The sequence below is a fragment of the Pseudomonas sp. P7758 genome, from assembly GCF_013386485.1.
Classification (GTDB): domain Bacteria; phylum Pseudomonadota; class Gammaproteobacteria; order Pseudomonadales; family Pseudomonadaceae; genus Aquipseudomonas.
In genome coordinates this window covers 48,090-73,956 of record NZ_JACARS010000066.1, presented here as the reverse complement: position 1 = coordinate 73,956, position 25,867 = coordinate 48,090, and the positions used below count along the sequence as shown (strand labels likewise).

Annotated in this window: 24 protein-coding genes and 1 pseudogene; 11 read left to right on the top strand and 14 right to left on the bottom strand. The window is 61.0% G+C overall.

Translation table 11 applies throughout. The features are described 5' to 3' along the window. Nucleotides 1–96: 96 nt before the first annotated feature. Entirely contained in the window at nt 97–1,173 is a 1,077-nt protein-coding gene (locus HX873_RS14460) for a 3-deoxy-7-phosphoheptulonate synthase (protein WP_003218719.1), read from the top strand. A 114-nt stretch (nt 1,174–1,287) separates the two neighbouring features. Here the strand turns inward: HX873_RS14460 and HX873_RS14455 are convergent, their stop codons facing one another. After that, nucleotides 1,288–1,569, bottom strand: coding sequence for a GNAT family N-acetyltransferase (locus tag HX873_RS14455; protein WP_003189869.1), 282 nt, complete (start codon nt 1,567–1,569; stop codon nt 1,288–1,290). Nucleotides 1,570–2,195: 626 nt separating this feature from the next. Between HX873_RS14455 and oprI the strand changes: the two genes are divergently transcribed. Then, complete coding sequence (oprI, locus tag HX873_RS14450; protein ID WP_003172710.1) at nt 2,196–2,447, top strand: outer membrane lipoprotei OprI; 252 nt, start codon at nt 2,196–2,198, stop codon at nt 2,445–2,447. Between the two features lie 132 nt (nt 2,448–2,579). On the opposite strand, the gene HX873_RS14445 is transcribed toward oprI, so the two are convergent. The 3 genes from HX873_RS14445 to HX873_RS14435 all read right to left on the bottom strand — a co-directional run bounded on the left by HX873_RS14445 (nt 2,580) and on the right by HX873_RS14435 (nt 4,578). After that, complete coding sequence (locus tag HX873_RS14445; RefSeq protein ID WP_003218721.1) at nt 2,580–3,548, bottom strand: L,D-transpeptidase family protein; 969 nt, start codon at nt 3,546–3,548, stop codon at nt 2,580–2,582. 72 nt (nt 3,549–3,620) lie between these two features. Continuing rightward, nucleotides 3,621–3,914, bottom strand: coding sequence for a hypothetical protein (locus HX873_RS14440; RefSeq protein WP_003218723.1), 294 nt, complete (start codon nt 3,912–3,914; stop codon nt 3,621–3,623). 58 nt (nt 3,915–3,972) lie between these two features. Next, nucleotides 3,973–4,578: an arylesterase gene (locus HX873_RS14435; protein WP_003218725.1), complete on the bottom strand. Its 606-nt coding sequence runs from the start codon at nt 4,576–4,578 to the stop codon at nt 3,973–3,975. A gap of 10 nt (nt 4,579–4,588) precedes the next feature. On the opposite strand from HX873_RS14435, the gene HX873_RS14430 reads away from it, so the two are divergent. Next, the gene (locus HX873_RS14430; RefSeq protein WP_003218726.1) at nt 4,589–5,272 is read left to right on the top strand and encodes an ABC transporter ATP-binding protein; all 684 of its coding nucleotides are present in this window, start codon (nt 4,589–4,591) and stop codon (nt 5,270–5,272) included. Next, nucleotides 5,272–7,782 carry an ABC transporter permease gene (locus HX873_RS14425; RefSeq protein WP_102605077.1) on the top strand — a complete coding sequence of 837 codons (2,511 nt, stop codon included), beginning with the start codon at nt 5,272–5,274 and terminating at the stop codon, nt 7,780–7,782. Before HX873_RS14430 ends, HX873_RS14425 begins: the two co-directional genes overlap by 1 nt. Before the next feature lie 46 nt (nt 7,783–7,828). Here the strand turns inward: HX873_RS14425 and greB are convergent, their stop codons facing one another. Then, the gene (greB, locus tag HX873_RS14420; RefSeq protein WP_008437752.1) at nt 7,829–8,302 is read right to left on the bottom strand and encodes a transcription elongation factor GreB; all 474 of its coding nucleotides are present in this window, start codon (nt 8,300–8,302) and stop codon (nt 7,829–7,831) included. Nucleotides 8,303–8,454: 152 nt separating this feature from the next. Beyond that, nucleotides 8,455–9,684, bottom strand: coding sequence for a hypothetical protein (locus HX873_RS14415; protein ID WP_177068725.1), 1,230 nt, complete (start codon nt 9,682–9,684; stop codon nt 8,455–8,457). A 304-nt stretch (nt 9,685–9,988) separates the two neighbouring features. On the opposite strand from HX873_RS14415, the gene HX873_RS14410 reads away from it, so the two are divergent. From HX873_RS14410 to HX873_RS14400, 3 genes are read left to right on the top strand one after another with little or no spacing between them, the layout of a single operon-like run. Continuing rightward, nucleotides 9,989–10,915: an ABC transporter ATP-binding protein gene (locus HX873_RS14410; RefSeq protein ID WP_023659064.1), complete on the top strand. Its 927-nt coding sequence runs from the start codon at nt 9,989–9,991 to the stop codon at nt 10,913–10,915. Next, nucleotides 10,912–11,637: an ABC transporter permease gene (locus tag HX873_RS14405; protein ID WP_003218734.1), complete on the top strand. Its 726-nt coding sequence runs from the start codon at nt 10,912–10,914 to the stop codon at nt 11,635–11,637. Before HX873_RS14410 ends, HX873_RS14405 begins: the two co-directional genes overlap by 4 nt. Nucleotides 11,638–11,652: 15 nt before the next feature. Further along, the gene (locus HX873_RS14400; RefSeq protein WP_177122834.1) at nt 11,653–13,458 is read left to right on the top strand and encodes a Gldg family protein; all 1,806 of its coding nucleotides are present in this window, start codon (nt 11,653–11,655) and stop codon (nt 13,456–13,458) included. A 4-nt stretch (nt 13,459–13,462) separates the two neighbouring features. Here the strand turns inward: HX873_RS14400 and HX873_RS14395 are convergent, their stop codons facing one another. The 3 genes from HX873_RS14395 to HX873_RS14385 form a co-directional block, all read right to left on the bottom strand. Beyond that, a complete protein-coding gene (locus HX873_RS14395) occupies nt 13,463–13,771 on the bottom strand; it encodes a hypothetical protein (RefSeq protein ID WP_003218736.1) in 309 nt (102 codons plus the stop codon). Between the two features lie 257 nt (nt 13,772–14,028). Then, nucleotides 14,029–14,463, bottom strand: a complete 435-nt coding sequence (locus HX873_RS14390) for a DoxX family protein (protein ID WP_003218737.1) — start codon at nt 14,461–14,463, stop codon at nt 14,029–14,031. A 104-nt stretch (nt 14,464–14,567) separates the two neighbouring features. Continuing rightward, the gene (locus tag HX873_RS14385; protein WP_003218738.1) at nt 14,568–15,989 is read right to left on the bottom strand and encodes a transglycosylase SLT domain-containing protein; all 1,422 of its coding nucleotides are present in this window, start codon (nt 15,987–15,989) and stop codon (nt 14,568–14,570) included. 238 nt (nt 15,990–16,227) lie between these two features. Between HX873_RS14385 and HX873_RS14380 the strand changes: the two genes are divergently transcribed. The 3 genes and pseudogenes from HX873_RS14380 to HX873_RS14370 form a co-directional block, all read left to right on the top strand. Further along, nucleotides 16,228–17,034: a TatD family hydrolase gene (locus HX873_RS14380; RefSeq protein ID WP_003218739.1), complete on the top strand. Its 807-nt coding sequence runs from the start codon at nt 16,228–16,230 to the stop codon at nt 17,032–17,034. A gap of 96 nt (nt 17,035–17,130) precedes the next feature. Beyond that, nucleotides 17,131–18,612 (top strand): methyl-accepting chemotaxis protein, encoded by a 1,482-nt coding sequence (locus tag HX873_RS14375; RefSeq protein ID WP_177068723.1) that lies wholly within the window; start codon nt 17,131–17,133, stop codon nt 18,610–18,612. A gap of 108 nt (nt 18,613–18,720) precedes the next feature. After that, nucleotides 18,721–18,978 (top strand): annotated as a pseudogene (locus HX873_RS14370) (terminase); the annotation flags it as partial. Between the two features lie 19 nt (nt 18,979–18,997). On the opposite strand, the gene HX873_RS14365 reads toward HX873_RS14370, so the two are convergent. The 3 genes from HX873_RS14365 to HX873_RS14355 form a co-directional block, all read right to left on the bottom strand. Beyond that, the gene (locus HX873_RS14365) at nt 18,998–19,795 is read right to left on the bottom strand and encodes an acyl-CoA thioesterase II (protein ID WP_008437738.1); all 798 of its coding nucleotides are present in this window, start codon (nt 19,793–19,795) and stop codon (nt 18,998–19,000) included. A 101-nt stretch (nt 19,796–19,896) separates the two neighbouring features. Further along, complete coding sequence (locus HX873_RS14360) at nt 19,897–20,661, bottom strand: CHAD domain-containing protein (protein ID WP_134325986.1); 765 nt, start codon at nt 20,659–20,661, stop codon at nt 19,897–19,899. An 80-nt stretch (nt 20,662–20,741) separates the two neighbouring features. Continuing rightward, complete coding sequence (locus tag HX873_RS14355) at nt 20,742–21,020, bottom strand: hypothetical protein (protein WP_003218744.1); 279 nt, start codon at nt 21,018–21,020, stop codon at nt 20,742–20,744. A gap of 217 nt (nt 21,021–21,237) precedes the next feature. Between HX873_RS14355 and HX873_RS14350 the strand changes: the two genes are divergently transcribed. Next, complete coding sequence (locus tag HX873_RS14350; RefSeq protein WP_087693690.1) at nt 21,238–22,275, top strand: patatin-like phospholipase family protein; 1,038 nt, start codon at nt 21,238–21,240, stop codon at nt 22,273–22,275. A 117-nt stretch (nt 22,276–22,392) separates the two neighbouring features. Here HX873_RS14350 and HX873_RS14345 read toward each other — a convergent pair whose 3' ends face one another. Next, the gene (locus tag HX873_RS14345) at nt 22,393–23,088 is read right to left on the bottom strand and encodes a response regulator (RefSeq protein WP_003218747.1); all 696 of its coding nucleotides are present in this window, start codon (nt 23,086–23,088) and stop codon (nt 22,393–22,395) included. Between the two features lie 37 nt (nt 23,089–23,125). Further along, a complete protein-coding gene (locus HX873_RS14340; protein ID WP_177122833.1) occupies nt 23,126–25,777 on the bottom strand; it encodes a sensor histidine kinase KdpD in 2,652 nt (883 codons plus the stop codon). Nucleotides 25,778–25,867: the final 90 nt, after the last annotated feature.

Sequence of the window (25,867 nt, the reverse complement as noted above, 5' to 3'; positions counted from 1 at the left end):
GCTAAGGTTCCGCTCCCCGCTGCACTTAAATCATGCTGTGCTCCGCCGCACGGGGATCGCTGGCGGCCGGCACCCGTGACCCTGACGAGTAACACGATGGCTGATTTACCGATCAACGACCTTAACGTCGAATCCAACGAGACCCTGATCACGCCCGATCAGCTCAAGCGCGAAATCCCCCTGAGCGACGCTGCCCTGCAGACCGTCACCAAGGGCCGCGAAGTCATCCGTGAGATTCTCGACGGCACCGACCACCGCCTGTTCGTGGTCATCGGGCCGTGCTCAATCCATGACCTCAAGGCTGCCCACGAATACGCCGAGCGCCTGAAGGTGCTGGCGGCGGAAGTGTCCGACACCTTGTACCTGGTGATGCGTGTCTATTTCGAGAAGCCGCGTACCACCGTCGGCTGGAAAGGCTTGATCAACGACCCGTACCTGGACGACTCGTTCAAGATCCAGGACGGCCTGCACATCGGTCGTCAATTGCTGCTGGACCTGGCGGAAATGGGCCTGCCGACGGCAACCGAAGCCCTGGACCCGATTTCCCCGCAGTACCTGCAAGACCTGATCAGCTGGTCGGCAATTGGTGCACGCACCACCGAATCCCAGACTCACCGCGAAATGGCTTCCGGCCTGTCCTCGGCCGTGGGTTTCAAGAACGGTACCGATGGCGGCCTGACCGTGGCGATCAACGCCCTGCAGTCGGTCTCCAGCCCGCACCGCTTCCTGGGCATCAACCAGGAAGGTGGCGTGTCCATCGTCACCACCAAGGGCAACGCCTACGGTCACGTGGTACTGCGTGGCGGCAATGGCAAGCCCAACTATGATTCGGTCAGCGTGGCCCTGTGCGAACAGGCGCTGAACAAGGCGAAGATCAAGCCGAACATCATGGTCGATTGCAGCCACGCCAACTCCAACAAGGACCCGGCCCTGCAACCGCTGGTGATGGAGAACGTGGCCAACCAGATTCTGGAAGGCAACCAGTCGATCATCGGCCTGATGGTCGAAAGCCACCTGAACTGGGGCTGCCAGGCGATTCCAAAGGACCTGGCCGACCTGCAATACGGCGTGTCGATCACCGATGCGTGCATCGACTGGTCTGCCACCGAGACCACCTTGCGCAGCATGCACGCCAAGCTCAAGGACGTGTTGCCCAAGCGCCAGCGCGGCTGAGCACAGACTGCGGACACAAAAACGCCGGGCTAAACCCGGCGTTTTTTTTGATCGTTCCCCCGCTCTGCGTGGGAATGCATCCTGGGATGCCCTGCATCCCGCCCTACTCAATGCTCAAAGCTTCGCGGCATGGCGCTGGTGGCGCTCCATGTAGCGCTCAACGTAGGAGCAGGACGGGATCACCGTATAACCTGCCTCTTCGGCGAACTTCAACGCTTCCTCGGTCAGCGCGGCAGCAATGCCACGGCCGCGCAATGCGTTGGGCACGAAGGTGCGATAGATATCCAGGGTCTGCTTCCCGAGATCCATATAGGTCAGATAGGCACGATGACCGTCCACATTGGTCTCGAACTGATGACCAGCCTGGTCATGGTGGATGGACAACGCCTCGCTCATCACTACTCCTCGCGGGTCTTGGTTTCTGACCCCTACCTTACCGATGTTTTTCCGGCGAAGGAACATCTACGCCACCCGGTGCCGGTTTCGACAACGAGAAAAGCGGCCAGTGCCTTGCACTAGCGCTCACAACCAGCACAGGGAAATAGTAGGCGCCAATCGCACAATTGCTCAAGACGCGCTCGTCTTCCGTTGCGCTGGCGGACATAGAAAGGGCCAATCGAGATTCCTTACGTCGATGGCCTGAACATTGCCGGCAGTTGAAGCTTGAGACGAACACGCGCTCTTAAAGTCACCTCAACATGCACAAAAGATACCGAATGGCGAAAAGACAATCTGAACAATAGTGTCAGGGACGATATATAAAATGACTTATGTTTACATGGCTTAACACATGCCAGCCGGCCCTTTCAGGCTGGATCCAATCCTCGGCCGAGTGCAAAAATCTGCATATTTTTTATACAGACTCTCGAAAGATTAGCCAAAATAGATTGGACGCGAGAATTTTTTTTGCTTCTTGCGCTACGTCAGTTTACTTACTACAAGTAATGGGTAGTATGTACGCCGGCTATTAGCTCACTCTGAGAAAGTAGCCATTTAATAGAAAGTCCTTGAAGGGGAACACGATGAACAACGTTCTGAAATTCTCTGCTCTGGCTCTGGCCGCAGTTCTGGCTACCGGTTGCAGCAGCGTCTCCAAAGAAACCGAAGCTCGTCTGACTGCAACTGAAGACGCAGCAGCACGCTCCCAGGCTCGTGCAGACGAAGCCTACCGTAAAGCTGATGAAGCTCTGGCTGCTGCTCAAAAAGCACAACAGACTGCTGACGAAGCTAACGAGCGCGCTCTGCGCATGCTTGAAAAAGCAAGCCGCAAGTAATAATCCTCCGGGGTTGTTATCAAGCCGATCCATTCTTGGATCGGCTTTTTTTTGCCTGTGATTTGGCTGGATTCCAGACAATAAAAAACCCGTCACCGCGCGAGGCGATAACGGGTTATGGATCGTGCAGGCTTACTGCTGCAGATCGACCGGCGTACTCGACACCATCGGCGCCCCGCCGGGTACACCGATTTCCGTCGGCAAACCGTCTTCAGCCGCAACCACGTCACGCACCTGGTCCCAGTTGACCCGCAGGTTGCTGGACAGGTCTTCACGCTTGAGCAAGGCGTTGATGACGGCGGTGTGCTTGTCGACGACCGATGGGGTGCCATCGTCGTTCAGCGGCGTATGGGCTTCCAGGTAGACCTTGCCCCCGGCCGCGCCGAACTTGTAGGCGTCGTTGATAATCCGCACCGACGTGCCCACCGGCACCATGTCGGCCATTTCCAGCACGTTGTTGTTGAACATGCGGAAGCAACCGTGGCTGGTACGGGTACCGATGCCGAACTTCATGTTGGAACCGTGGATCAGGTAGCCCGGCGTGCCGAGGGTGAACTTGAACGGCCCCAGCGGGTTGTCCGGGCCCGCCGGCACGACGTTGGGCAACGGGTCGCCATTGGCGGCGTGTTCTGCCTTGATCGAGGCTGGCGGGGTCCAGGTCGGGTTCGGGATCTTGCCCGTGATGGTGGTGTGGGCCACTGGCGAGCCCCAGCCTTCACGACCAATCCCCAACGGGAACGTGTACACCACGTTCTGGCCCTTGGGGTAGTAGTAGAGCCGGTACTCCGCCAGGTTGATCACGATGCCTTCACGCGGGCCGGGCGGCAGGATGAAGCGCGTCGGCAACACGATCTCGGTACCCGCTCCCGGCAGCCAGGCATCCACGCCCGGGTTGGCCGCGACCATCTCCGAATAACCCAGGTCGTAGGTGGTGCCGAGGTCCGCGAAGGTATCTTCGTACTTGGCCTTGATCACCTGGACCTGGCCAACGATATCTTCACCCGGTGGCGGCAAAGGCAACTGCAAGGCTGCAGCAGAACCGGCCGCGCAGAGCGCAGCGAGAGACAGGCAGCAGGTGACGGCGGAAAGGCGCGACAACATCCGGGAATTCCTTCGCAGATCGACGGGTAGTAGAAAATGGATTGTACACGGCTGCCCGGCGGGCACCCATATTCAAAGCTCGAAGCGCAGCTCTGGCCAGATCGGCGGTGTGCCGCGTTTTTGCGACTCGAGGATCGCCCGGCACAGGGGGCACAAACGCTGGTCCTGGAAGATCGAGCGATCCACCGATGACCAGCGCGGCTGGGCAGGCAACAACGTGCCGCAGAGGGTGCGGTCGATGGACCCGCCCAACTCCAATTGACGCGTCACCAGATGCACCCGGACTTCCTGGCAGGCGAACAGATCCAGCTGTTCGTCAGGCTCGATCAGTTGGTAGGCAAACAGTGACCAGGCAGGACGCGACATCGGGGGCTCCAAATCGGGGGGGCGCCACCTTAGCCGAAAGACCGCTGCTAGAAAAGCGTCATAGCAGTGGTTTTAGCGTTGGCCAGACATTTTCCAGCAACTTGCCCTGCGCGCCAACCGCCGGGTGCAATTGGTCAGCCTGCATCAGGTCCGGATGACCACCGACGCCTTCAAGGAAAAACGGCACCAGCGGGACGCTTTTTTCCTTGGCCAGGGCCGGGTAGACATTAGCAAACGCGGTGGTGTATTTCGGCCCGTAATTAGGCGGCAACTGCATGCCCAGCAGCAGCACCTTGGCACCGCTGGCCTTGGACTGTTCAATCATCGATGCAAGATTTTGTTTCAATTGCTCGGGTGGCTGCCCGCGCAGGCCGTCATTGCCGCCCAGCTCAATGATAACCAGGTCCGGCTTATGCTCTGCAAGCGCCGCCGGCAGCCGCGCCCGGCCTCCGGCACTGGTGTCGCCGCTGATAGAGGCGTTGACCACTTTATCGTCGAAACCTTCGCTCTTGAGCCGTTGTCCCAACAACGCTACCCACCCTTTGCTGGTATCCAGCCCGAAACCGGCACTGATACTATCGCCAACGATCAGGACTGTACCCGCCGCTGCGTTCTGGGCCATGCACATCAAGGCCAGGCCAGCACTCAAAAACCACATTCGCATTGGATTCTCCATGGGCGCAAGCATTCTCACCGCGCGAAACCTTAGCAAAGTGGTTCCCAGCGCGGAAGGTGAACTGACTATCCTGCACGAACTGAGCCTGGAACTGAACAAGGGCGATAGCCTGGCTATCGTCGGCGCCTCCGGTTCCGGCAAATCCACCCTCCTCGGCCTGCTGGCCGGCCTCGACCTGCCCAGCAGTGGCGAAGTCACCCTCGCCGGCCAGGCCCTGAGTACCCTCGACGAAGACCAGCGTGCACGCATCCGCGCCGAGCACGTGGGGTTTGTGTTCCAGTCCTTCCAGTTGCTCGACAGCCTCAACGCGCTGGAAAACGTGATGCTGCCCCTGGAGCTGGACGGCCGCAAGGACGCCCGCGAGCGCGCCAAACACCTGCTGGAGCGTGTCGGCCTGGGCCAGCGTCTCACCCACTCGCCGCGCCAACTCTCGGGGGGTGAGCAGCAACGGGTAGCGATTGCCCGGGCGTTTGCTGCCGAACCGGACGTGCTGTTTGCCGATGAACCCACCGGCAACCTCGACAGCCATACCGGCGAGCGCATCAGCGACCTGCTGTTCGAACTCAACAAAGAGAGCGGCACGACCCTGGTGCTGGTGACCCATGACGAGCGCCTGGCCCACCGTTGCCGTCGCCTGATCCGTCTTGAAGCCGGCCTGATGGTCGCGCCACTGGAGCCTTGATGGCACGCTTGCCCTTGTTGCGCCTGTTCAGCCTTGCCCTTCGCCAGTTGCTGCGCGATGCCCGCGCCGGCGAACTGCGTGTACTGTTCTTCGCCCTGCTGGTGGCCGTGGCCGCCAGCACCGCCATCGGTTACTTCGGTGCCCGCCTGAACGGCGCGATGATGTTGCGCGCCACCGAGTTCCTGGCGGCCGACCTGGTGCTGGAAGGCAGTTCACCCGCCCGCACCGAGCAAATCCAGAGTGGCACCGAGCTGGGCCTGCAGCACGCCAGGGTGGTGGAATTCTCCAGCGTGATTGCCACTGACGCTGGCATCCAGCTGTCCAGCATCAAGGCGGTCAACGAGGCGTATCCGTTGCGCGGCGAGCTGAAGAGCGCCGCCGAACCCTTCGCCGAAGAAACTGCCGGAGGTGGCCCCAAACCCGGTGAAGCCTGGGTGGAAGCACGGCTGTTGACGGCACTGAACCTGAAAATCGGCGACAGCATCGACGTCGGCATGAAGACCCTGCGCCTTTCCCGCGTGCTGACCTATGAGCCGGATCGCGCCGGCAACTTCTATAGCCTGACGCCCAGGGTGATGATCAACCTGGCCGACCTTGACGCCACCGGCGTGGTGCAGCCCGGCAGTCGCGTGAGTTATCGCGACCTGTGGCGCGCGCCACAAGGCGGCACCGTGCTGCAAACCTATCGCGACCTGGTCAAGCCCGGCCTGGCTGCCAACCAGCGGCTGCAGGATGCGCGCGACGGCAACCAGCAGATCGGCGGCGCGCTGGGCAAGGCCGAACGTTACTTGAACATGGCCAGCCTGGTGGCGGTGCTGCTCTCCGGCGTGGCCGTGGCGCTCTCGGCCAATCGCTTCGCCAGCCGACGCTTTGATGCCAGCGCCTTGCTGCGCTGCCTCGGGTTGTCGCGACGCGAAACCATGTTGCTGTTCAGCCTGCAATTGGCCGTGCTGGGGTTGCTGGCCAGCCTGACCGGCGCCCTGCTCGGCTGGCTGGCGCAATTGGGCCTGTTTGCGCTGTTGCATGACCTGCTGCCGGCGGACGTTCCACCCGGCGGGCTGCTGCCGGCCGTTGCCGGGATTGGCACCGGGCTGGTAGCCCTCGCCGGTTTCGCCCTACCGCCGCTGGCCGCCCTGGGGCGGGTGCCGCCACTGCGGGTATTGCGCCGCGACTTGCTGCCAATCCCTTCCAGCACCTGGATGGTCTACGGCGCCGCACTCTTCGCCCTGGGCCTGATCATGTGGCGCTTGAGCCTCGACCTGGTGCTGACCTTCGCCCTGCTGGGCGGCGGCGTGATTGCCGCGCTGGTTCTCGGCGGCCTGCTGCTCCTGTTGCTGCAAAGCCTGCGACGCCTGCTTGCCCGGGCCTCCTTGCCCTGGCGCCTGGGGCTGGGCCAGTTGCTGCGTCATCCCCTGGCGGCCGCGGGGCAGTCACTGGCGTTCGGGCTGATCCTGTTATCCATGGGCTTGATCGCGTTGTTGCGCGGCGAATTGCTGGATACCTGGCAGAACCAGTTGCCCAAGGACGCCCCCAACTATTTCGCCCTGAACATCCTGCCCGCCGACAAAGACACCTTCGGCGCACGCCTGCTGGAATTACAGGCGCAATCGGCTCCGTTGTATCCGGTGGTACCGGGACGACTGATCAGCATCAATGGCGCGCCAGTGCAGGAGATTGTCAGCAAGGACTCCAGCGGCGATCGTGCAGTACAGCGAGACTTGAGCCTGACCTGGGCCGCCGACCTGCCACCGGGCAACAAGCTGACGGCGGGCTCCTGGTGGACGGCGCAACCGACCGACGAGATTCCAGGCGTCTCGGTGGAGGCCAAGGTCGCCGACAGCCTGAAACTCAAGCTCAACGATCACCTGGTGTTTACCGTCGGCGGGGAAAACCGTGAAGCGCGGGTCACCAGCCTGCGGGAAATCAACTGGGACAACTTCCAGCCCAACTTCTTCATGATCTTCCAGCCCGGCACCCTGAAGGACCTGCCGGCCACCTACCTGACCAGCTTCTACCTCGCACCCGGCCATGACCAACAGATCGTCGACCTGTCCCGGGCCTTCCCGGCGGTGACCATCCTGCAGGTGGAGGCATTGCTGGAACAACTGCGCAGCATCCTGGCCCAGGTCACCCTGGCGGTGGAGTACGTGCTGTTGTTTGTCCTGGCGGCGGGGATGGCCGTGTTGTTCTCCGGGCTCCAGGCAACCCTCGATGAGCGGATTCGCCAGGGCGCCCTTCTGCGGGCGCTGGGGGCTGAGCGCAAGTTGCTGGTCAAGGCCCGGCGTATCGAGTTCGGGTTGTTGGGCGCAGTCAGCGGGCTGTTGGCAGCGCTGGGCACTGAACTGGTGACACTGGTGCTGTACCGCTACGCGTTCGACCTGACCTGGCACCCGCATCCGTGGCTATTGCTGCTGCCGGTGATCGGCGCCGTGCTGATCGGCGGTGCCGGCGTGTTCGGCACCCGCCGCGCACTGAATGCCAGCCCGTTGACGGTGCTGCGCGAGGGCTGAAAACGCAAATGGCCCGCACGCGCTCATGCGTACGGGCCATCCGTTGTCACTTCACATATTCGATAGCGGTGATCCACCAGCACACTTCGCCACTCGGGGTCTGCACGAGCGCCTCGTCATCCACTTCCTTGCGCAACAGTGCCCGGGCCATGGGTGAGTCGATGGAGATGTAGTCCATACGTTCATAGATCTCGTCGTACCCCACGATGCGAAACCGCTTGGTCTCGCCCTGTTCGTTTTCAATCTCCACCCAGGCGCCGAAAAACACCTTCCCTTCCTGCTCGGGCATGTACTCGACCACGCGCATGTCTTCCAGGCGCTTGCGTAAATAACGCACCCGACGATCAATTTCCCGCAGCAGCTTCTTGTTGTACTGGTAGTCGGCGTTTTCGCTCCTGTCCCCCAGGGAGGCCGCCCACGTCACTTTGCGGGTGGTATCAGGGCGCTTTTCTCGCCACAGGTAATCAAGCTCCTTTTTCAGGGCCTCATGACCTTCTTTGGTAATCAGCTTGGTGCTCAAAAGCTCTACATCCCCTGGAAGTTTGCATTTTTCAGACCCGCTGCCGCATCAGGCACAACGCATTTAACGCCCGATGTCGGCTGTGGGGGTCGATGATAAATGAACTCGGGAAAGTAGCCAGACCCACCGGCGGATTCCGGCAACGACGCGTATCAGTCAGCCTCCGTCTGGGTCGGGCCGCATTCAGGCTGGCCGCGCCCGTTCTCGCCAAGCCATGCAAGTGACTCATCCAGGGATTGAAGCGTAACCCTCAGGTTGTCCCGCAGGACAGGCAACTGGAACAGCGCAGCCGTCAGCTGTTGCTCCTTGAGGCGCACCGCAAGGTCACGGTCATGCAACTGGGCTTCCTGGCTCTCCAGGTAGCGCGCACGCTCGTCCATTCGACGCTGCTCTGTCTGGTTCAGCGCCGAGCTGCCAGCCAGATGCTCTTCCCGGAGGGCCAGCGTGCGGGCCAACTGTTCCAGGGACGTTTCCTTTTCGGCAATCCTGTCGGCACTCCGCTGACTCTCCTGCTCAAGGTCAGCCTTTTCCTGGCGCAGTTCGAGACGCAACTGATCAAGCGCTTCTTCCTGCTTGAGCACGCTGAGCTTTTGCTGCGTCAGCTCCTGTGACAATCGGGAAAGATTGGCCAGCGTATCGTCCACTTCAAACAACGAGGCTGACTCATTCCGGGCAGGCATGGGCGGCGGCGCCTGGGGGACCGGTTCAGGTTGTTGGACTATGGGCGCCGGCACTGGCGCAGCGACAGCAGGCGCCTCGATCGGTGCCTGTAGTGGCGCCTCAACGAGCGGCTCGGATATCTCGAGCTCAGCCTCGGGCGCCTGCGTCACCGGCTCGGGCAATGACCGCGCAGGCTCTGAAGGATCGGGGGACCTGGGAGCAGACACCATTCTTGAGGAGAAACGAATCGACGGCACGATCAACGTGTTGCTTTCAATGGCGGGCAAACCGGGCGCCGACGTTCCCAGGGTAATCACCTTCATCACCAGGGATTTCTTGATCGTCAACGAGTGATGATCTTCAGGCCTGGCCGGGGGCAATTTGCAGCCTTTCAAATCAACAAAATGAAAGGGAATCTGAGTTTCGCCGCTGCTTGCAGATTTTGCCCCGGGAGCAGCCGCGAGCGTCAGGATTTGCTTGAAGACATGGGTCGCTATTTGCAGGTCTTCCTTGGAGTCTATCGCCCCCAGAAAGTAACGTTCGGACTTTTTGCGCAACGCTGCGATGTACACCCGTGAACTACCGGGCTCTGTTTCTTCATCCAGACTGTAGGCAAGAAAGTTTGAAGAGATCTGCGCCACCGCAAAACCACAAAGCAGTGCACCATTGACCGGTGCATCATGCCCGGACTGTTCAAGAACAAGGGTACGTAGAAGCAGCATGACATCAGGCTCCATTTCAAATTGGCATAAACTTTAAATAAACACCAAATAAACAACGACTGTAATTAAATCATCAAAACCAAAACAATTGTTTCAGCGAGTCATAGTCTGGCATGTAGGACTTATCTTATTCAGCCCCCTCAGCATTTCCAAGAGCGTTTATTGAACGTACCATTTTTTAACAGTGCGACACCGGAAAAGCTTCAACATAAAAAGATTTCAAGCATTGAATTTCGAACATTCACAACCTGCTGTTCACCCAGGTTAATCCAGCCTTGCCATATCCATTCAGTAGAAAAGCATAATGATCGAGATAACGAGCCTGACAAAAACCATGGGCGGAAAAAACATTATTCATGACTTCTCATTCAACGCCCAACCCCAGGAATGCCTCGGGCTGTTTGGAAATGATGGTGCGGGAAAAACAACTATTATCAAAATGATCTCAGGCTCGACTACACCCTCTTCAGGCCATATAAAAATATTCGGTAACGATATCGCCCTGAACGCATTCCAGGCAAAGAAAGTCACCGGCTACCAGCCAGAGCGACTCTTGAGCCATGGTGCAATGAGTGTAAAGGCCTTTCTCGGTTTCATTGCCGAAATACGCGGATTCCGCGGCGCGGAAAAACGCAAGATGATTGACCGGGCAGTTGCACGGCTTGAGTTGTGGCGGATACTCAAAAGCCCGGTGGAAACCCTCACGGACGGGTTGAAACGCAAGGTAGCCATCGCCCAGGCAATCCTGCATGACCCCAGCCTGCTGTTGCTCGATGAGCCAACAGAAGGTCTGAATGCCGACCAGAAACACAAAGTCAGAATGCTCATCAAGTCGCTCAGCGACGAGATGACGGTCATTGTCGCGTCCCGTGCGCCGGAAGAACTGACCGGTATTTGTACCCGCGCACTGGTGATAGCCGACGGCCGATTGGTGGCAGACACTTCGGTGCCCGAACTGCAGCGCAGCTCCCGTCATCACCAGGCGGTCACCCTTGCAGCCGACACACCGCTGGACCTGTTGGCCCTGGCGGTATTGCCCGGGGTCGCCGGCATCGAGGAAGACCGCGAGACTCCCGGCACAGTGACCGTACTCGCCCTGCCGGGGCAAATCATCTACCCCCACATCAATGCACTGGTCACCCAGCGTCGCTGGAAGCTCAATGCCCTGAACCTGGAAGCCGGGCGCCTGGATGACGTTGTGCACCATATGAGCCAGGAGGCATCGATTTGAAACTTCTCCCGGTCATATTCAAGCGTCAACTGGTCAGTTATCTTTCGGCTCCCCTCACTTACCTGAGCACTGCGGTTTTCCTGACCGCCGCTGCTGTATTTGGCTTCCATGCAACCCGGTTACTGGAAGTCGGCAGTGCCGACTTGCAGGGCTTCTTCCAGTTGCACCCCTGGCTCTACTTACTGTTGACACCTGTCCTATGCACTCGGCTTTGGGCCGACGAGCCCACCACCGGTTCCATGGAGTTCCTGAAAACCCTGCCTGTCACACGTTTCGAGATAGTGGTCGGAAAGTTTCTGGCGGCCTGGATTGTTTCTGGCGTGGCCCTGCTGTTGACCTTCCCGATAGTTATCACCGTCAACTATTTTGGCAATCCGGACAATACAGTCATTGCGTCACAATACCTGGGAAGTTGGGTATTGGCCGGATGTTATCTATCCGTGGGCTGTTTTATCTGCGCACTGACACACCATCGCGCGATTATATTCACCGTAACCCTGTGCTTGCTGCTGACCGCCAGTGGCCTGTCATCCATTCTTGATGCGATTGAACATCAAGTTCCGGTATGGCTGATTGACCGCCTTCTTTCCCTGAGCCCGTCTGCGCGTTTTGACGCCATTGACCAAGGGGTACTGGCTCTTCAAGACAGTTTGTACTTCATCAGTATGATCATCGCCTTTCTTGGCGCGACGGTCATTGTCCTGAATGTAAGAAACGGTTGAGAGGGACACATCACGATGAAAACGCGACTAAGTGCCAGCCTCACAATTATCACGCTCCTGTTACTGTTTCTCGCTTTTAACCTGGTCTGGGCACTGAAACTTCCAAATCCACGGCTGGATTTTTCGGAACAGAACATCCATACACTTTCCGATCCTGTACAGACTATGCTCGGTTCACTGGAAAGACCGGTGGATCTGTACTTCTTCAATTCAGGCAACCGTGCACACAAAGCCAACGCCGTTGAAAGCTACGCTAAACGGGTAGAGCTGTTGCTCAAGGAATATGAAAAAGCGGCAAAGGGCAAAATCAACCTGCACCTCATCGACCCCACCCCTTTTTCTGAAGATGAATACAAAGCCAGGTTACTGGGACTTGACGAACAACACGGATTCTTCGGCCTGGTGGGTACCAGCGCGGGCCATGCGCCCCATAGCATCCCGTCATTCAGCCCGGACCGGGAGTCACTGCTGGAGTATGAAATCAGCCATTTGATTCATAAGGTGATCCACCCCGAGCAACCCGTCATGGGCGTGATCTCCCGGCTGCCAATAAACGGTGAGCGAGATGAACGCAACGGCGTTAATACGCCTCCCTGGCAGGTGTTGCAGGAGATCCGTCGCCAGTTCAACGTGGTGAGCCTGGAGCCGGGTATCGCGCAAATTCCTGAACACGTCAAAACCCTGATGGTGATTCATCCCGGCAACCTGCCTGACCAAACCCTCTACGCAATAGACCAGTTTGTATTGGGCGCAGGCAAGTTGATGATGTTTATCGACCCGCTTGTCGGGCTGGACACCAGCGTCACGGCCCCGGAAAACCCCAAGCTGGAAGCATTGCTGTCCGCCTGGGGCATCCAGATGCCCGCGAACAAGGTGATTGCCGATCGCGACTATGCCACTTCGGTGATCCTGACCACAGGCCAGCCGCCTGTGCGCCATCCCGCGGCACTGACCTTGCCCCGCCAGGCGATGGCACAGGATGACATCAGCGCCTGGAAACTTCACAACGTCAACGTCTTGAGCAGCGGCGCCCTGGCCCCTGCCAAGAGAAGCCGCATGACCTTCACCCCGTTGCTGCAAAGCTCCGCGCACGCCGCGCTGTTTGAGGCAGAGCGCTTCGCCCTGCCAGCGCAGCTCAATTCACTGATCAATGAAACAGCCACTCGCGCTCAACAACAAGTGATCGCCGCCCGCGTCGAAGGGCCCGCCTATTCCGCCTTTCCTGACGGCATCAGTGGGCGTAACACCGGCTTGCAAAAGGCTGCGAACATCCATGTGGTCGTGGTCGCCGACACTGACCTGCTCAGCGATCGTGTGTCTGGAATGCTCCAGAAGCATCGCGCGGCGGGTGGCCCGTTGTCAGATAACGCGATGTTTGTATTGAACACCCTGGACAACCTGGCGGCGCCCGATGCACTGATGAACATTCGCCCCCGCGCAGGCGGTTCTCGATCACTGCAGGTGCTGCAGGCAATGCGCGAAGACGCGGCACTGGCCTACGGTGAGAAGTCCGCCGAACTGGCGCAACGCCTGGAACAAACGGAAAAGGAATGGCAACTGCTCAACCCCCCGACAATTTCCCCGGGCCCTCAGGCTGCAACCTCCAACACACTGCTGCAAGCGCTCAACAAGGAGCGGTTGCGAATCCCCATGGAAATTCACGCGCTGAAGGTCCAGTCATACGCCGAGGTTCACGCCCTGGAACGCAAAGTGAAGCTGCTCAATATCGTGCCTGTACCGCTGATACTGTGCCTGATTGCGGGGGGTATTTTCCTGTTGCGTCGCCGTCGCCGGCATCTGCCTTCAGCAGCGTTCTACTGAGGGCTCAACGCCGGGCGATCAGCCCTTGCCGGGCAATGCGGGTCAGTTGGCGTATCACTTCGCCCGCGTCGCTGGCACTGGGCGCCTGAATGACGGCCAGGTCGAAGCTGTTGGACGCAAAGCGCGCAAGGGAGTCGCCGTCTTCGACAAACTGGATCAGAAAGGCCGAAGGCCGCCCCGTGCGGCGCGGCCAGCCATCCAGATAGCGCAGCAACGTCGGCTGATGCTTGCCGCCCAAGAGGATTTTAGGATTGCGTTGGGTCAGGTCCGCGGTGATCGGGGCCAGGCGTATGAGGGGGCGTAGTGCATTCATTGTGTCGTGTCTCTGCCTCAAAAGTCTGCGGGCAGGTGAGAGGCAACACCGAACCAGCGCTTTAGCGGAATTTCGAAGCTGGCCCATGGCTCTGGCTTCTGTCGGGACTGTGATCAGTCACCCGTGGCGCCCCGCAATTAGCTGTTTAAATCGGCGCATGGGCAACATCCTAGAGAAGCCTGTAGGGCGGTGTCAAGAATCCCGAGCAACGAAAAGGCCCGCACTGGGCGGGCCTTTTAAGGGGGGGGGTCGCGGTATCAGTGAGTGATGGCGCGGTCTGCGGACAATTTGCCCGCACCTTCCAACAACACGGCCAGCGTACCGCCCAGCAGCGCCAGGGCGAACTCGTAGCCGTTGTTGGCCATGAACAAACCGTTATGGATATGCACCGAGAAAATCGCCACCAGGGAAATGATCGACAGGCCGAGTGCCGCCGGCCGTGCCAGCAAGCCAATGATCAGCGCCAGCCCGGCGAAGAACTCGGTACCACCGGACAGCACCGCCATCAGGGTACCTGGGGCCAGGCCGATACTTTCCATCCACTGGGCAGTGCCCGCCAGGCCGCCGCCGCCAAACCAGCCAAAGAGTTTTTGCGAACCGTGGGCAGCGAAGATGATCCCGACAAAAATCCGCAGGACAGTCAGGCCGTAGCCGGCGCGGGTGGAGAGGATGCGGGTGATCAATGGGCTCATGCTGATAATCCTTTTCAAGGTAGGGGTTGGGTTGGCCGCTATATTAATCAGTTTAAACAATGATAAAAGCCGATAAAGCGGCTCATAATTATCGAATTAATAGATTATTTACGTGAGGCAACCCGTGGCGCTGCCGGCTCCAACGACTCCCGCTCACGATCAAACGCCAGGTAATACTTGTTCACGCTATTAACATAGCTGACGCCGCTCATTCCCACCTGCTCCATGGCAATGCGCTCGACCTGGAAAAACCATTGGTTTGGGTTAAGCCCCCGCCGCCGCGCCTCGGCACGCATTCCCTGGACCCGCTCGGGCCCCATGTTGTAGGCCGCCAGCACAAACGCCATGCGCTCGCGCTCGTTGAGCTTGGGGCTTGAGAAGAACTTGCGCCGGATCATCGCCAGGTACCGCGCGCCCGCCTGCACATTGCTGTCCAGGCTTTCGATGTTGTTCACCCCGACCCGCTGCGCCGCCGATGGCGTGATCTGCATCAGCCCGGTGGGGCCGCCGCTGCTGCGAGCGCCAGGGTCCAGGGCAGACTCCTTGAACGCCAGCGCGGCCAGGTTCAGCCAGTCCATGCCCTGCTCGCGGGCATGCTTTTGCAGCACCGGGCGCAGTTTTTCCAGGCGCTGGCGGTCGACGCGAGCCAGTGGATAACGTACCTGGTAGAGGCGGCGGTAGATGCGCTGGAACGCCACATCCTGATCGGACGGCGTGCGGTAGGTCTTGAGGAAGCGATCAATACTGGCCCGCAGCATCGAGGCATCCTGGCGCACAAACCAATACTCTTCGCCCGGCTCGCTGATGGTCACTTGCCGGTCGAAACGCAGCTTGGGCAGGATCTTCGCCCAGCGTTCGGCAATCGGCCGCTCGACAATGGTCAGGTGGAAAATCCCGGCCTGGACCATCTCCAGCACGTCCTCTACCGCGAGGCTCGGATCCACCCACTCCACCTTCACCGGCGGCAATTTGTGCAGCGCCAGCTTCTGGTTGACCTGGCTGATCGCATCCGACGCGGCACTGCCCGTGGTCAAGGCCAGCGTGCGCCCGGACAGTTGCTCCAGCCGGGTAAACCGCCGCTCGCCCTTCAGCCCCACCAGCCATAACGGCACGTCGCTGGCGATCGGGTCGCTGGTGGCAATCTTGTGGGCGGCCTTCACATCCAGCAATTCGCCGGGTGCCACCAGGTCGCCCTCGCCACGGGCCAATGCGCCAATCAGTTGATCCTTGGCCTTGGGAATAATCTTGAGGTTGATTTCCTCGCCGTCACGGGCGTGACCGTTGAGGTATTGCTCGAAAGCGCGCAGGCGATGGTATTCAACACCGATGGCCTGGCCCTGGACTTCGCCGGAGCTGTTGCGGCTCTGGTTGACCAATACCCGCAAGGTGCGGCTGCTGCGGATTTCCGCAAGGTCGCGGACCTTGCCGGGCCGGGTCACTTCCAGCGGCCCGTCCAGACGCGCAACCGCCGCCATGGGCAGCAGTAACGTCAGGCACAACACAAGCAACGCCGAGGGTCGGATCATCCGCTCTCCGGAAGAAAGAATACTGCCCATTGCTTCGCGAAAAACGAGGCGTTGGGGGACAGAAACAGAGCGCCATGAGCGCAGGCTTTGGGCGCAAGGGTGGCACGGCAGATGGCGACAAACCAAACACGGTGTTACTTGCGACTTTCAAAGACAGCTTTAACTCGTTGTAGTTCTTGGCTTTTCTTATAAATCTACAGCTCTGATATGCTTTCCGACCGCAGGCGGAGGTAGCACCATGCAACTCATTGATATCGGCGTCAACCTGACCAACCCAAGTTTCGACGAAAAGCACCAGGCCGTTCTCGACCGTGCCTACGCCGCCGGGGTGAGCCAATTGGTGCTCACCGGTACCAGTGTCGACGGCAGCGAACAGGCCCTGGAGCTGTGCCAGCAACTGGACGAAAGTGGCCAACGCCTGTTCGCCACCGCCGGCATTCACCCCCACTCTGCCAGTGACTGGAACGCCGAAAGCGCCAGGCGCCTGCGCGGCCTGCTCAAGGAAAGTCGCGTGCGTGCGGTGGGTGAATGCGGGCTGGATTTCAACCGGGATTTCTCCCCGCGCCCCCAGCAGGAAAAAGTCCTTGAAGAACACCTGGCCCTGGCCGTGGAGTTGAAGCTCCCGGTATTCCTCCACGAACGTGACGCCAACCAGCGCCTGCTGGAAATCCTGCGGGACTACCGCGATCACCTGTCAGCCGCCGTGGTGCACTGCTTCACCGGCGAGCAGCGGGCGCTGTTCAGCTACCTCGACCTGGACCTGCATATCGGTATCACCGGCTGGATCTGTGACGAGCGCCGTGGGACGCACCTGCATCCGCTGGTCAGGGAAATCCCCCGGGGCCGCCTGATGCTGGAAAGCGACGCGCCCTACCTGCTGCCTCGCACCCTGCGGCCCAAGCCGAAAAACGGTCGCAACGAACCCGCCTATTTGCCGGAAGTCCTGCGGGAGGTCGCGTTGCACCGCGAAGAAACCGTGGAAGACCTGGCGCAACACAGCACCGCCTGTGCCCGCGCCTTTTTTGGATTGCCTGTGCCGGATTGACGCGGCGCATTGACCCATATCAAAACCCGGCATCCCGATAGCGGCACAATAATGGCACCTTGCCAATGCTGTTTCCGCTATCAGAGAAAACCTTCCATGGGTGCCTGGCTTAGCAACATCTCGCTGAAGTACAAATTCTGGGCCGTGAACGCGGTCGCCTTCATCACTACCCTGCTGCTGGTGTTGTACGCCGTGCAGCTCGAACAACAGGCCCGCAGCCAGGCCGCGCAGGCGTCGGCGCAAGCCCAGGGGCGCTTGCTCGGTGCCTGGCCCGCCGGCCAGCCACTGCCCAAGGGCGAGCACTGGCTGACGTTTGCCAGGGGCAAAGTCCCACAACTGGGCGACGAAGATCTGTCAGCCCTGGCCAACGCCAGTGGCTGGGTGGATTTCAATCACATGCCACTGTTCGGCGAAAACCCGCTGATGGGCGCCGAAGTAATCAGCCGTGCCGACGGTCAACAGGTCGCCGTGCTGGCCTACGGGCCCAGCTTGAGCCAAGTGTTCGAAGAACGCTTCGCCAACTACGCCGTAGCGGTGATGATTCTGATGCTGGCCATGCTCGGCGCCTCACAGCTGCTGATCCGCTTTCTCCTCAGCCAGCTCAACACCTTGAAAGACGTGATGCTGCACGTCGAGAAAACCGGCGACCTCTCGGCCCGCGTCCCCCTGGCCTGCAAGGATGAAGTCGGGCAGATGGCCAGCGCCTTCAACGCGATGCAGGCGGGTTATCAACGGGTGGTCAACACGGTTGCGCGCACCGCCAGGCAACTGGACGACGGCGCCGCACGCCTGGCCAGCAGCATGAACGAGGTGCAGCACGGCATGCTCGGCCAGCAAAGCGAAACCGACCAGGCCGCCACGGCGATCAACGAGATGACCGCCACCGTCTACCACATCGCCCAGCACGCCGGCGCCACCCGCGACCTGTCCCAGACGGCCGACACTCTCGCCGGCAGCGGCCAGGAAGTGGTCAGCCGGGTACAGCGCTCGATTGCCGGGCTGTCCACCGGCGTGCAGCAGACCGCCGAAATGATCCAGAAGCTGGCCGAGGACAGCCAGAAAATCAATGGCGTGGTCGGGGTGATTCACAGCATCGCCGAACAGACCAACCTGCTGGCCCTCAACGCCGCCATCGAAGCCGCCCGCGCCGGCGAAATGGGCCGGGGTTTTGCCGTGGTCGCCGACGAAGTGCGCAACCTGGCCAAGCGGGTGCAAAGCTCCACCGATGAAATCACCCGCATGGTGTCCGCCCTGCAAGCCGGCACCCGGGACGCGGTGGATTTCATGCAGGAAAGCTCGTTCAAGGCCGACGACTGTGTGCAACAGGCTCAAGAAGCCGGGATTGCCCTCGCCGAGATCACCGGCGCGGTGGCGCAGATGCGCGAGAGCAACACGCAGATTGCCGTGGCTGCCGAGCAGCAAAGCCATGTGGCCGAGGAAATGAATCGGGCGGTGGTGAGCATTCGGGACGTCACCGAAAACACCGTGCAGCAGACGGTAGACTCGGCGACCACCAGCAATGAGCTGGCGACCCTGGCCGGGGAACTGAGCAAGGCCATCGGCCAGTTGCGGCTTTAACCCCTGAAGGGGTGGCTATGGCCCCCATAGCCATCCTTGATTCGCGGCCCCACCCTGCCCGACCTAAACTCTGCTCAAGATGTTTCAACGGACAGAGGAATCACGATCATGGGCAAACGTCATCCGAATATCCCCGCCTGGCAATGGCGCACCCACCCGCAAAATCACCAGCACGGGACCAATCAAGTGTTGCAGCTGATTGCGCTGCCACTCCTGGTCATCGGTTTTCTGTTGATGGCATCGGGCGTGTTCAGCGAGAACCTGGCGAGTGCCGCCATCGGTATCGTCGGCATTCTGGCAGCCCTTGCATTGCAGCATCACGGTCGTCGCCTGGAGGCACGCGGCAGCGACGCCTCCAGCGATCAACACTTGCTGGTCTGAGGACTCAGGCGAACACCACCACCGACTGGCGGCTGATAGCGATCAACTGGCCGTCGGGGCTCCACAACTGCGCAGCCGCATGGCCATAGCCATCGCGGGCGTGCTCGATGTGGACCAGGTATTGGCACCAGTCCAGGGTGCTCAGGTTTTGCAGCGGTTGGACAAATTCGATGGTCCAGGTCAGGGTGCTGCCGGCCGCCGGTTGTTTCAGGTGCGGCAACACCGACGGTGGCCACGCATCCACCAGCGCGAGGATGTGCGCTTCGGTCAGCGGCTCTTCTTTTACATCGCCACGCAAGCGCACCCAGCCGCCCATCTCCCGGGATGTATTGCCGGTGAACGGCAGGCCACCGACGCTCCAGCGCATCGCCAGGTGGCGCATGAACTCCGGCGTCACGCCTTTGATGTAGGGCAACTCCTGGCATTCATCCCAATGCTTGAAGGTGGGCGCCGGTTCGGCGGCGACGTCAATCTGCGAAGGCCGTGATGCGCCAAAACTGGCCTGCACCAGGGTCATCGTTTCACCGTTCTGCACCACACGTCCCAGCACTTGGCTGACGGCCTTGCCTTCGCGCAGCACTTCGACTTCGTAGCGGGCCGGCACGTCCGGCGCCACCGGGCCCACAAAGGTGATCGCCAGTGAGCGCAACGGGCGATCCGCCGGGACCTTCGCCCGCAAGGCCTCGTACTCCAACGCCGCAACCAGCCCGCCAAAGCTGGCGCGGCCCTGGGCCCATTCGGCCGGGATCGAAACGTCCAACGGGTGGCTGCGGGCAGCGTCGAGCAAATCACTAAAGCGCATGGCGGTCTCAACTTGAAAAAGGAGTTGAGGGATCTTAACCAGCCGGCCTACACCATGCAGCGCCTATTCCGGCCAAAATCCCGGACAGATAGGTCGCAGGGTCAAGCGAAGCAGTCGGCGTTCAACTTATCCAAAACCCGATCCGCCTGCCCTTCCGCCTCGGCCATGGTGCGGTGCCAACCAGGCACGCACGGCTGCAAATCGGGCTCGTGCCCGGCTTGCGCCAGCCATTGCCAGCAATCGTGCCAATCACCCAGGGCGCCCTGGGCCGCCTTGAGACGCGATATGGCTTTGGGCGGTAGCTTGTTCAGCTCGGGATAAGCCTCGGCCGCATAACGCACGCGCTTGATCAACAGGCGCAGGCGATGACGGTCGTGGTTGGGGTCGTGCAGCGCTTCGCCGAGCTTCTTCCATTGCTTGGCCAGGCGTTTTTCAATGCGCGTGCGCAGGCCCTTGAGCAATTTCTGCCGTTGGGAGGCGCGGATAAAGCGGGGGAATGCTTCGAGGATCAACAGCAGTTGCGCCAGCTCAGGCCCTTGTGCAACCGAGCGGTAGGTGGCCGGCTGTTGCCGGATACGCCGCTCGGCCGCCTCATGATGGCCGTGTTGGTGGAGGTACGCCGCCAGCACTTCGCGGTCGCGAAATGGCGTGGTCAGTTGGCCGACGGCACTGGCGGCCGCCTCGAGCTGCTCGACACCGGGCAACCCACGCAATGGCCGCAACAGGCTGCGCAAGCGCCGCACCGTGGTGCGCAGATCATGCAGGGCCTCGTCGTCCGTGACGGCGGCGAGGCGCGCCTGGCAGCTCAGTAACCCAACTTCCAGGCCGATGACCTGCGCGACTAGCTGATCGACCAAGGCTGACATCCTTTCCTCCTCAATGATTAAACCTTCGGGCTTGAGGCCGCCGACGCAACCTCGTTGCACTCGACAACTGCTACGCGGGGTTAGCGCCCGGCGCGCGACTCACGAATATAGAAGCGGGCTTTCTCGGCCTTGGTCGAGCAGCCTTCGAAGGCTTCGAACTGCTGCTGGGTCTTGGCGCCAGTCAACAACGACAGAGCCTTGGAGTAACTCACGGTGCCGGCGAAACCTTCGGCCTTGGCCAGGTCCAGCTCGTGCCACGCAGCATCCAGTTGCGTGCCGCAGCTGTCGCGATAAGCGGTTTTCCCGGCACAACCGGCCAGGGCCAACACGATCACAGGCACACACATCCAGGCTTTCATCAAATGACACCTCAAGAAAAGAAAAAACAGTCACAGGTGTAGACGTTGCCTACACCGAAAAGTGCCTTATCCGACTGCCTGAATCCGCAGTCCCGATTGCCAGAGCATACCCGAGCGTGGTGGCCCGCTCGCGAAAATAATCGGTTGTGACAGTGATGATTGAAGCGCGCCCCTCGATGGGTGCATTGTGGTCACCTGTTTTGCGAAGGATCAGGTCATGAAGAAACGTGTTGCATTGGTGCTGGGCTCCGGCGGCGCCCGGGGCTACGCCCATATCGGCGTGATCGAGGAAATCGAAAAACGCGGCTACGACATCGCCTGCATTGCCGGTTGCTCCATGGGCGCCGTGGTGGGTGGGATCTATGCCGCGGGCAAGCTGGAAGAGTACCGAAACTGGATCGAAAGCCTCGACTACCTGGACGTACTGCGCCTGGTAGACGTGAGCTTTCGCCTGGGGGCGATCCGTGGCGAGAAGGTGTTCGGGCAGATCCGCAAGATCGTCGGCGAGATCAATATCGAAGACCTGCGCATTCCCTACACCGCCGTGGCCACCGACCTGACCAACCAGCAGGAAATCTGGTTCCAGGAAGGCTGCCTGCACCAGGCCATGCGGGCCTCGGCGGCGATTCCCAGCCTGTTCACCCCGGTGATGCAGGGCAATCGCATGCTGGTGGACGGCGGCTTGCTGAACCCTCTGCCGATCGTGCCGGTGGTGTCGAGCCACTGCGACCTGATCATTGCGGTCAACCTCAACTCCACCAACCAGAAGCACTACAAGCTTCCGGTGATCCAGCGTCCGCCGGCGTTCAGGAGCCGCTTCGACAACCTGGTGCGTTCACTAGGTTCGCACTTGCCGTTTCGGCGCAAGCAGGCCGAGCAGTTGTTGATGCTGGAACAGGAAGCGCTGCTGGCCCAGGCTGCCGACATCAACCCGTGGCTGGACTCTGCCGAACCCGAGGCGCAACAACCGGCGGCGGCACCGGAAAAGGCCGGGGCGCCAAAGTCGGCGACCGGCTCGTTCATCATCGATAACGTGGGGCCTGCATCGCTGCTGGATTTGATCAACCAGAGCTTTGAGGTGATGCAGACGTCATTGGCGCAGTACAAGATCGCCGGGTATCCGCCGGATATTCTGATCAACGTGCCGAAGCGCGTGTGCCGGTTTTTCGAGTTTTACAAAGCGCCGGAGTTGATCGCGCTGGGGCGGGAAATCGCGAGCGATACGCTGGATCGTTACGAGAGCGAGCAACACTGAGGTTTGATAAGCAGGGCTTGTGTGGCGAGGGAGCTTNNTGCGAAGCGCTCCCAGGATTCTGGGGCTGCTGCGCAGCCCAGCGGGAGCAAGCTCCCTCGCCACAGGTGAGCTAACGCTTCAGGCTTCGGTGTTCAATAGCCGATACCCAACACCGGCCTCAGTCACGATAAACCGTGGCTGGGTCGGATCATCCGCCAGTTTCTGGCGCAGATGCCCCACCACAATCCGCAGGTAATGGCTGTCTTCGGTATGGGTCGGGCCCCAGATATCCTTGAGCAGTTGCTGCTGGGTGATCACCCGCCCGGGATGCCGCGCCAGTTGCGCCAGTACCGCGTATTCCTTGCGGGTCAGCGCCACTTCGACACCGTCCAGCAGCACCCGCCGATAAGCCAGGTCTACCGTCAGCGGGCCAAAGCGCAACGCCGCTTCCTGGGCCTCCCCCGCCGGCGCCTGGCGCAACAACGCCCGCACCCGTGCAAGAAACTCCTGGATGCCAAATGGCTTGGTCACATAGTCATTGGCGCCGTTGTCCAGCGCCTCGACTTTTTGCACTTCACTGGCTCGCACCGACAACACCAGTACCGGTACCGTGGACCACTCACGAAACTCGCGCAGCACCTGCTGGCCGTCCATGTCCGGCAGGCCGAGGTCGAGCACCAGCAGGTCCGGTTTACTCAAGGCGGCCTGCGCCAGGCCTTCGTTGCCGGTGCCGGCCTCGATCACTTTGTAGCCCTGGGAGGCCAGGCTGATACGCAAGAACTTGCGGATCTGCGGTTCGTCGTCAATGACCAAAATCGTCGCAGTCTGGCTCATGGTGTCCAATCAAAATCCGTGAAGAAAAGAGGGTAGCTCAAGGTTCGCTTTCCAGGCCAGGCTGGGCCTGCAATGGCAGGAATAAAGTGATGCAGGTGCCACGGCCGTCAATGCCGTCGGCCACGCTGATATGCCCGCCGTGGGCGCCGACCATGCCCTGGCAGATCGCTAGGCCGAGCCCGGTGCCCTGCCCGCCGCGATCCCCCCTGGCGGCGGTGTAGAACATATCGAAAATTTTCGCCCGCTCCTCCTCGGGAATCCCCGGTCCCTCATCGGCAACAGCAAAAAACAACTGGTTATCCTGCACGCCCGCGCTGAGTTTCAGCCGGCCTTGTGGCGGCGAGAAGCGTGCGGCATTTTCCAGTACGTTGACCAGTGCCTGCTCGATCAACGCGGCATGCACGTAGAGCAGCGGCAGCTCGGGCGGCACGTCGGTGATCACCTGCAGCGGCGCCAATACCGCACGCAAGCGGCCCAGGGAGCTGCCGACGATATCGCCGGGTGACACCCAGTCCCGCGCCAGCTTCAGCGCGCCGTGGCCCAGACGAGTCATGTCCAGCAGGTTCTGGATGTAGCGATCCAGGCGCTCAGCCTCATCGCGAGTGCCTTCCAGCAGCTCCCGGCGATCTTCCAGGGGAATCGCCTCGCCGAGGGCCAACAGGCTGTCGATGCTGCCACGCATGGAGGTCAGCGGTGTGCGCAAATCGTGAGACACCGAAGCCAGCAAGGCGCTGCGCAATTGCTCGGTTTCACCGTGCAGGCGTGCCGCTTCCAGTTCCTGGCCGAGCTGCGCACGGGCCAGGGCCTGGGCCAATGGCTGGCTCAAGGCCGTGAGCAGGCGACGGCGCTGGCCGCTCAGTTCAAGCCCGGCCTTCGGGCTGACCCCCAGCAGGCCCAACGGGCCTTCTTCGCTGGACAACGGCCACCACCACCAGCGCCCGAACGGCAAGGTGCCGGTGCCCATGCCGGCCGGCTGATCGTGCTGCCAGGCCCAGTCGGCGGCGGCGCGTTCGGCTTCGGTAAAGGTGATCGGGCCTCCGGTCTCGACCTTCCAGTCGCCCTGCCCGTCGCGGTTGAGCAGGCACAAATGCAGGTCGCTCCAGCCTTCCAGATGATGCGCGGCGGCACTGATCACTGCCTGGCGATCGGTGGCGGCGGTGAGTTTGCGGGACAGGTCGAGCAGCTCGGTGGTTTCTTCCTGGGTATCGCGCAGCGCCTGCAACTGCCGGCGCTGGCGTGCAGCGAGATTACCGGTGAGCGCCGCCATCAGCAGGAAGAACAACAGCGTCAGCACGTCTTCTTCACGCTGGATCGCGAAGGAGAAATTCGGCGGGATGAACAGGAAGTCGTAGCTCAGGAATGACAGCGCCGCACACGCCAGCGCCGGCCCCAGGCTACTGCGCACCGCCACCAGCAATACGGCGGCGAGGAACACCAGCGAGATATTCGGCAACGGCAAGGCACTGGCGACACCCCATGCGACTGCGGCCGCGATCACGGTCGCCACCACCGCCAGGGCATAGTCAAACCACACCAGCCCACGCACATCCGGCAGGCGCGGAGGGGCCGGAACTTCGTCGCTGTCGAGGACGTTGATTTCCAGGCCCCGTGCATTGCGCAGCAGGCGTGCCGCCAAGCCGCCACCAAACAGATTGCGCCGCCAGCGCGGCCGGGACTGCCCCACCAGAATCAAGCTGGCGCGACGCTCGGCGGCGTGCTGGATCAGGGTCTTGGCCACCTCCCCCGCTCGCAGCAACACCACTTCACCGCCAAGACGCTCGGCCAGTTGCTGGGCGTTTTGCAGACGCAGGCGCGATTGTTCATCCCGCACCCGGCCGTTATCCACATGCACCAGGCTCCACGGCAAATGCCGACGCTGGGCTACGCGGCTGGCATGACGCACCAGGCGTTCGGCCTGGGCATCGCCGTCCACGCCCACCAGCAAGCGGCCACGCACAGCCGGTGCGGCCTGGCCCAATTGGCGATAACCCTGGGCCAGGTCATCGTCGACATGGGCCGCCGCGGTTTGCATCGCCAGCTCGCGCAGGGCCATGAGGTTGGTCTGGGTGAAGAAGGCATCGATGGCAGCACGGGCCTGTTCCGGCACGTACACCTTGCCGTCCCGCAGGCGCTCCAGCAGTTCCCGGGATGGCAGGTCGATCAGCAGCAGTTCATCGGCTTCCTGCAAGACCCAGTCGGGCAAGGTCTCGCGCACTTGCACGCCGGTAATGCCGCGCACCTGGTCGTTGAGGCTTTCCAGGTGCTGGACGTTGACCGTGGTGAAGACGTTGATGCCCGCCGAGAGCAATTCCTGAATGTCTTGCCAGCGTTTTTCGTGGCGGCTGCCGGGGGCGTTGCTGTGGGCCAGTTCGTCCACCAGCACCAGTTTGGGCTTGGCGGCGAGCAGGCCGTCGAGGTCCATTTCCTCCAGCATCACGCCGCGGTATTCGGAGCGCAGCAACGGCTGTTGTGGCAAGCCGCTGAGCAAGGCTTCGGTCTCGGCGCGGCCGTGGGTTTCCACCACGCCGGCGATCAGCCGCACGCCCTGGCGCAGCTGGGTGTGGGCAGCCTGGAGCATGGCGTAGGTCTTGCCCACGCCGGGCGCGGCGCCGAGGAAGACTTTGAGCCGGCCACGGCCGTCCCGGGGTAGATCGGCTAACAGGGCATCGGCGCGGCCGGAGTCGCTCATGCGGGCGGTCTTCCTTCAGGTGTTGATGTGGGTTTCTTGAGTCCGCCTTCGCGAGCAAGCCCGCTCCCACATTTGACCGCATTCCAAAGG

Bases quoted from the DNA above. Each gene is read 5' to 3' on its own strand.
- HX873_RS14460 (WP_003218719.1), top strand. From the start codon at position 97: ATGGCTGATTTACCGATCAACGACCTTAACGTCGAATCCAACGAGACC.
- HX873_RS14455 (WP_003189869.1), bottom strand. From the start codon at position 1,569: ATGAGCGAGGCGTTGTCCATCCACCATGACCAGGCTGGTCATCAGTTC.
- oprI (WP_003172710.1), top strand. From the start codon at position 2,196: ATGAACAACGTTCTGAAATTCTCTGCTCTGGCTCTGGCCGCAGTTCTG.
- HX873_RS14445 (WP_003218721.1), bottom strand. From the start codon at position 3,548: ATGTTGTCGCGCCTTTCCGCCGTCACCTGCTGCCTGTCTCTCGCTGCG.
- HX873_RS14440 (WP_003218723.1), bottom strand. From the start codon at position 3,914: ATGTCGCGTCCTGCCTGGTCACTGTTTGCCTACCAACTGATCGAGCCT.
- HX873_RS14435 (WP_003218725.1), bottom strand. From the start codon at position 4,578: ATGCGAATGTGGTTTTTGAGTGCTGGCCTGGCCTTGATGTGCATGGCC.
- HX873_RS14430 (WP_003218726.1), top strand. From the start codon at position 4,589: ATGGGCGCAAGCATTCTCACCGCGCGAAACCTTAGCAAAGTGGTTCCC.
- HX873_RS14425 (WP_102605077.1), top strand. From the start codon at position 5,272: ATGGCACGCTTGCCCTTGTTGCGCCTGTTCAGCCTTGCCCTTCGCCAG.
- HX873_RS14415 (WP_177068725.1), bottom strand. From the start codon at position 9,684: ATGCTGCTTCTACGTACCCTTGTTCTTGAACAGTCCGGGCATGATGCA.
- HX873_RS14410 (WP_023659064.1), top strand. From the start codon at position 9,989: ATGATCGAGATAACGAGCCTGACAAAAACCATGGGCGGAAAAAACATT.
- HX873_RS14400 (WP_177122834.1), top strand. From the start codon at position 11,653: ATGAAAACGCGACTAAGTGCCAGCCTCACAATTATCACGCTCCTGTTA.
- HX873_RS14395 (WP_003218736.1), bottom strand. From the start codon at position 13,771: ATGAATGCACTACGCCCCCTCATACGCCTGGCCCCGATCACCGCGGAC.
- HX873_RS14390 (WP_003218737.1), bottom strand. From the start codon at position 14,463: ATGAGCCCATTGATCACCCGCATCCTCTCCACCCGCGCCGGCTACGGC.
- HX873_RS14385 (WP_003218738.1), bottom strand. From the start codon at position 15,989: ATGATCCGACCCTCGGCGTTGCTTGTGTTGTGCCTGACGTTACTGCTG.
- HX873_RS14380 (WP_003218739.1), top strand. From the start codon at position 16,228: ATGCAACTCATTGATATCGGCGTCAACCTGACCAACCCAAGTTTCGAC.
- HX873_RS14375 (WP_177068723.1), top strand. From the start codon at position 17,131: ATGGGTGCCTGGCTTAGCAACATCTCGCTGAAGTACAAATTCTGGGCC.
- HX873_RS14365 (WP_008437738.1), bottom strand. From the start codon at position 19,795: ATGCGCTTTAGTGATTTGCTCGACGCTGCCCGCAGCCACCCGTTGGAC.
- HX873_RS14360 (WP_134325986.1), bottom strand. From the start codon at position 20,661: ATGTCAGCCTTGGTCGATCAGCTAGTCGCGCAGGTCATCGGCCTGGAA.
- HX873_RS14355 (WP_003218744.1), bottom strand. From the start codon at position 21,020: ATGAAAGCCTGGATGTGTGTGCCTGTGATCGTGTTGGCCCTGGCCGGT.
- HX873_RS14350 (WP_087693690.1), top strand. From the start codon at position 21,238: ATGAAGAAACGTGTTGCATTGGTGCTGGGCTCCGGCGGCGCCCGGGGC.
- HX873_RS14345 (WP_003218747.1), bottom strand. From the start codon at position 23,088: ATGAGCCAGACTGCGACGATTTTGGTCATTGACGACGAACCGCAGATC.
- HX873_RS14340 (WP_177122833.1), bottom strand. From the start codon at position 25,777: ATGAGCGACTCCGGCCGCGCCGATGCCCTGTTAGCCGATCTACCCCGG.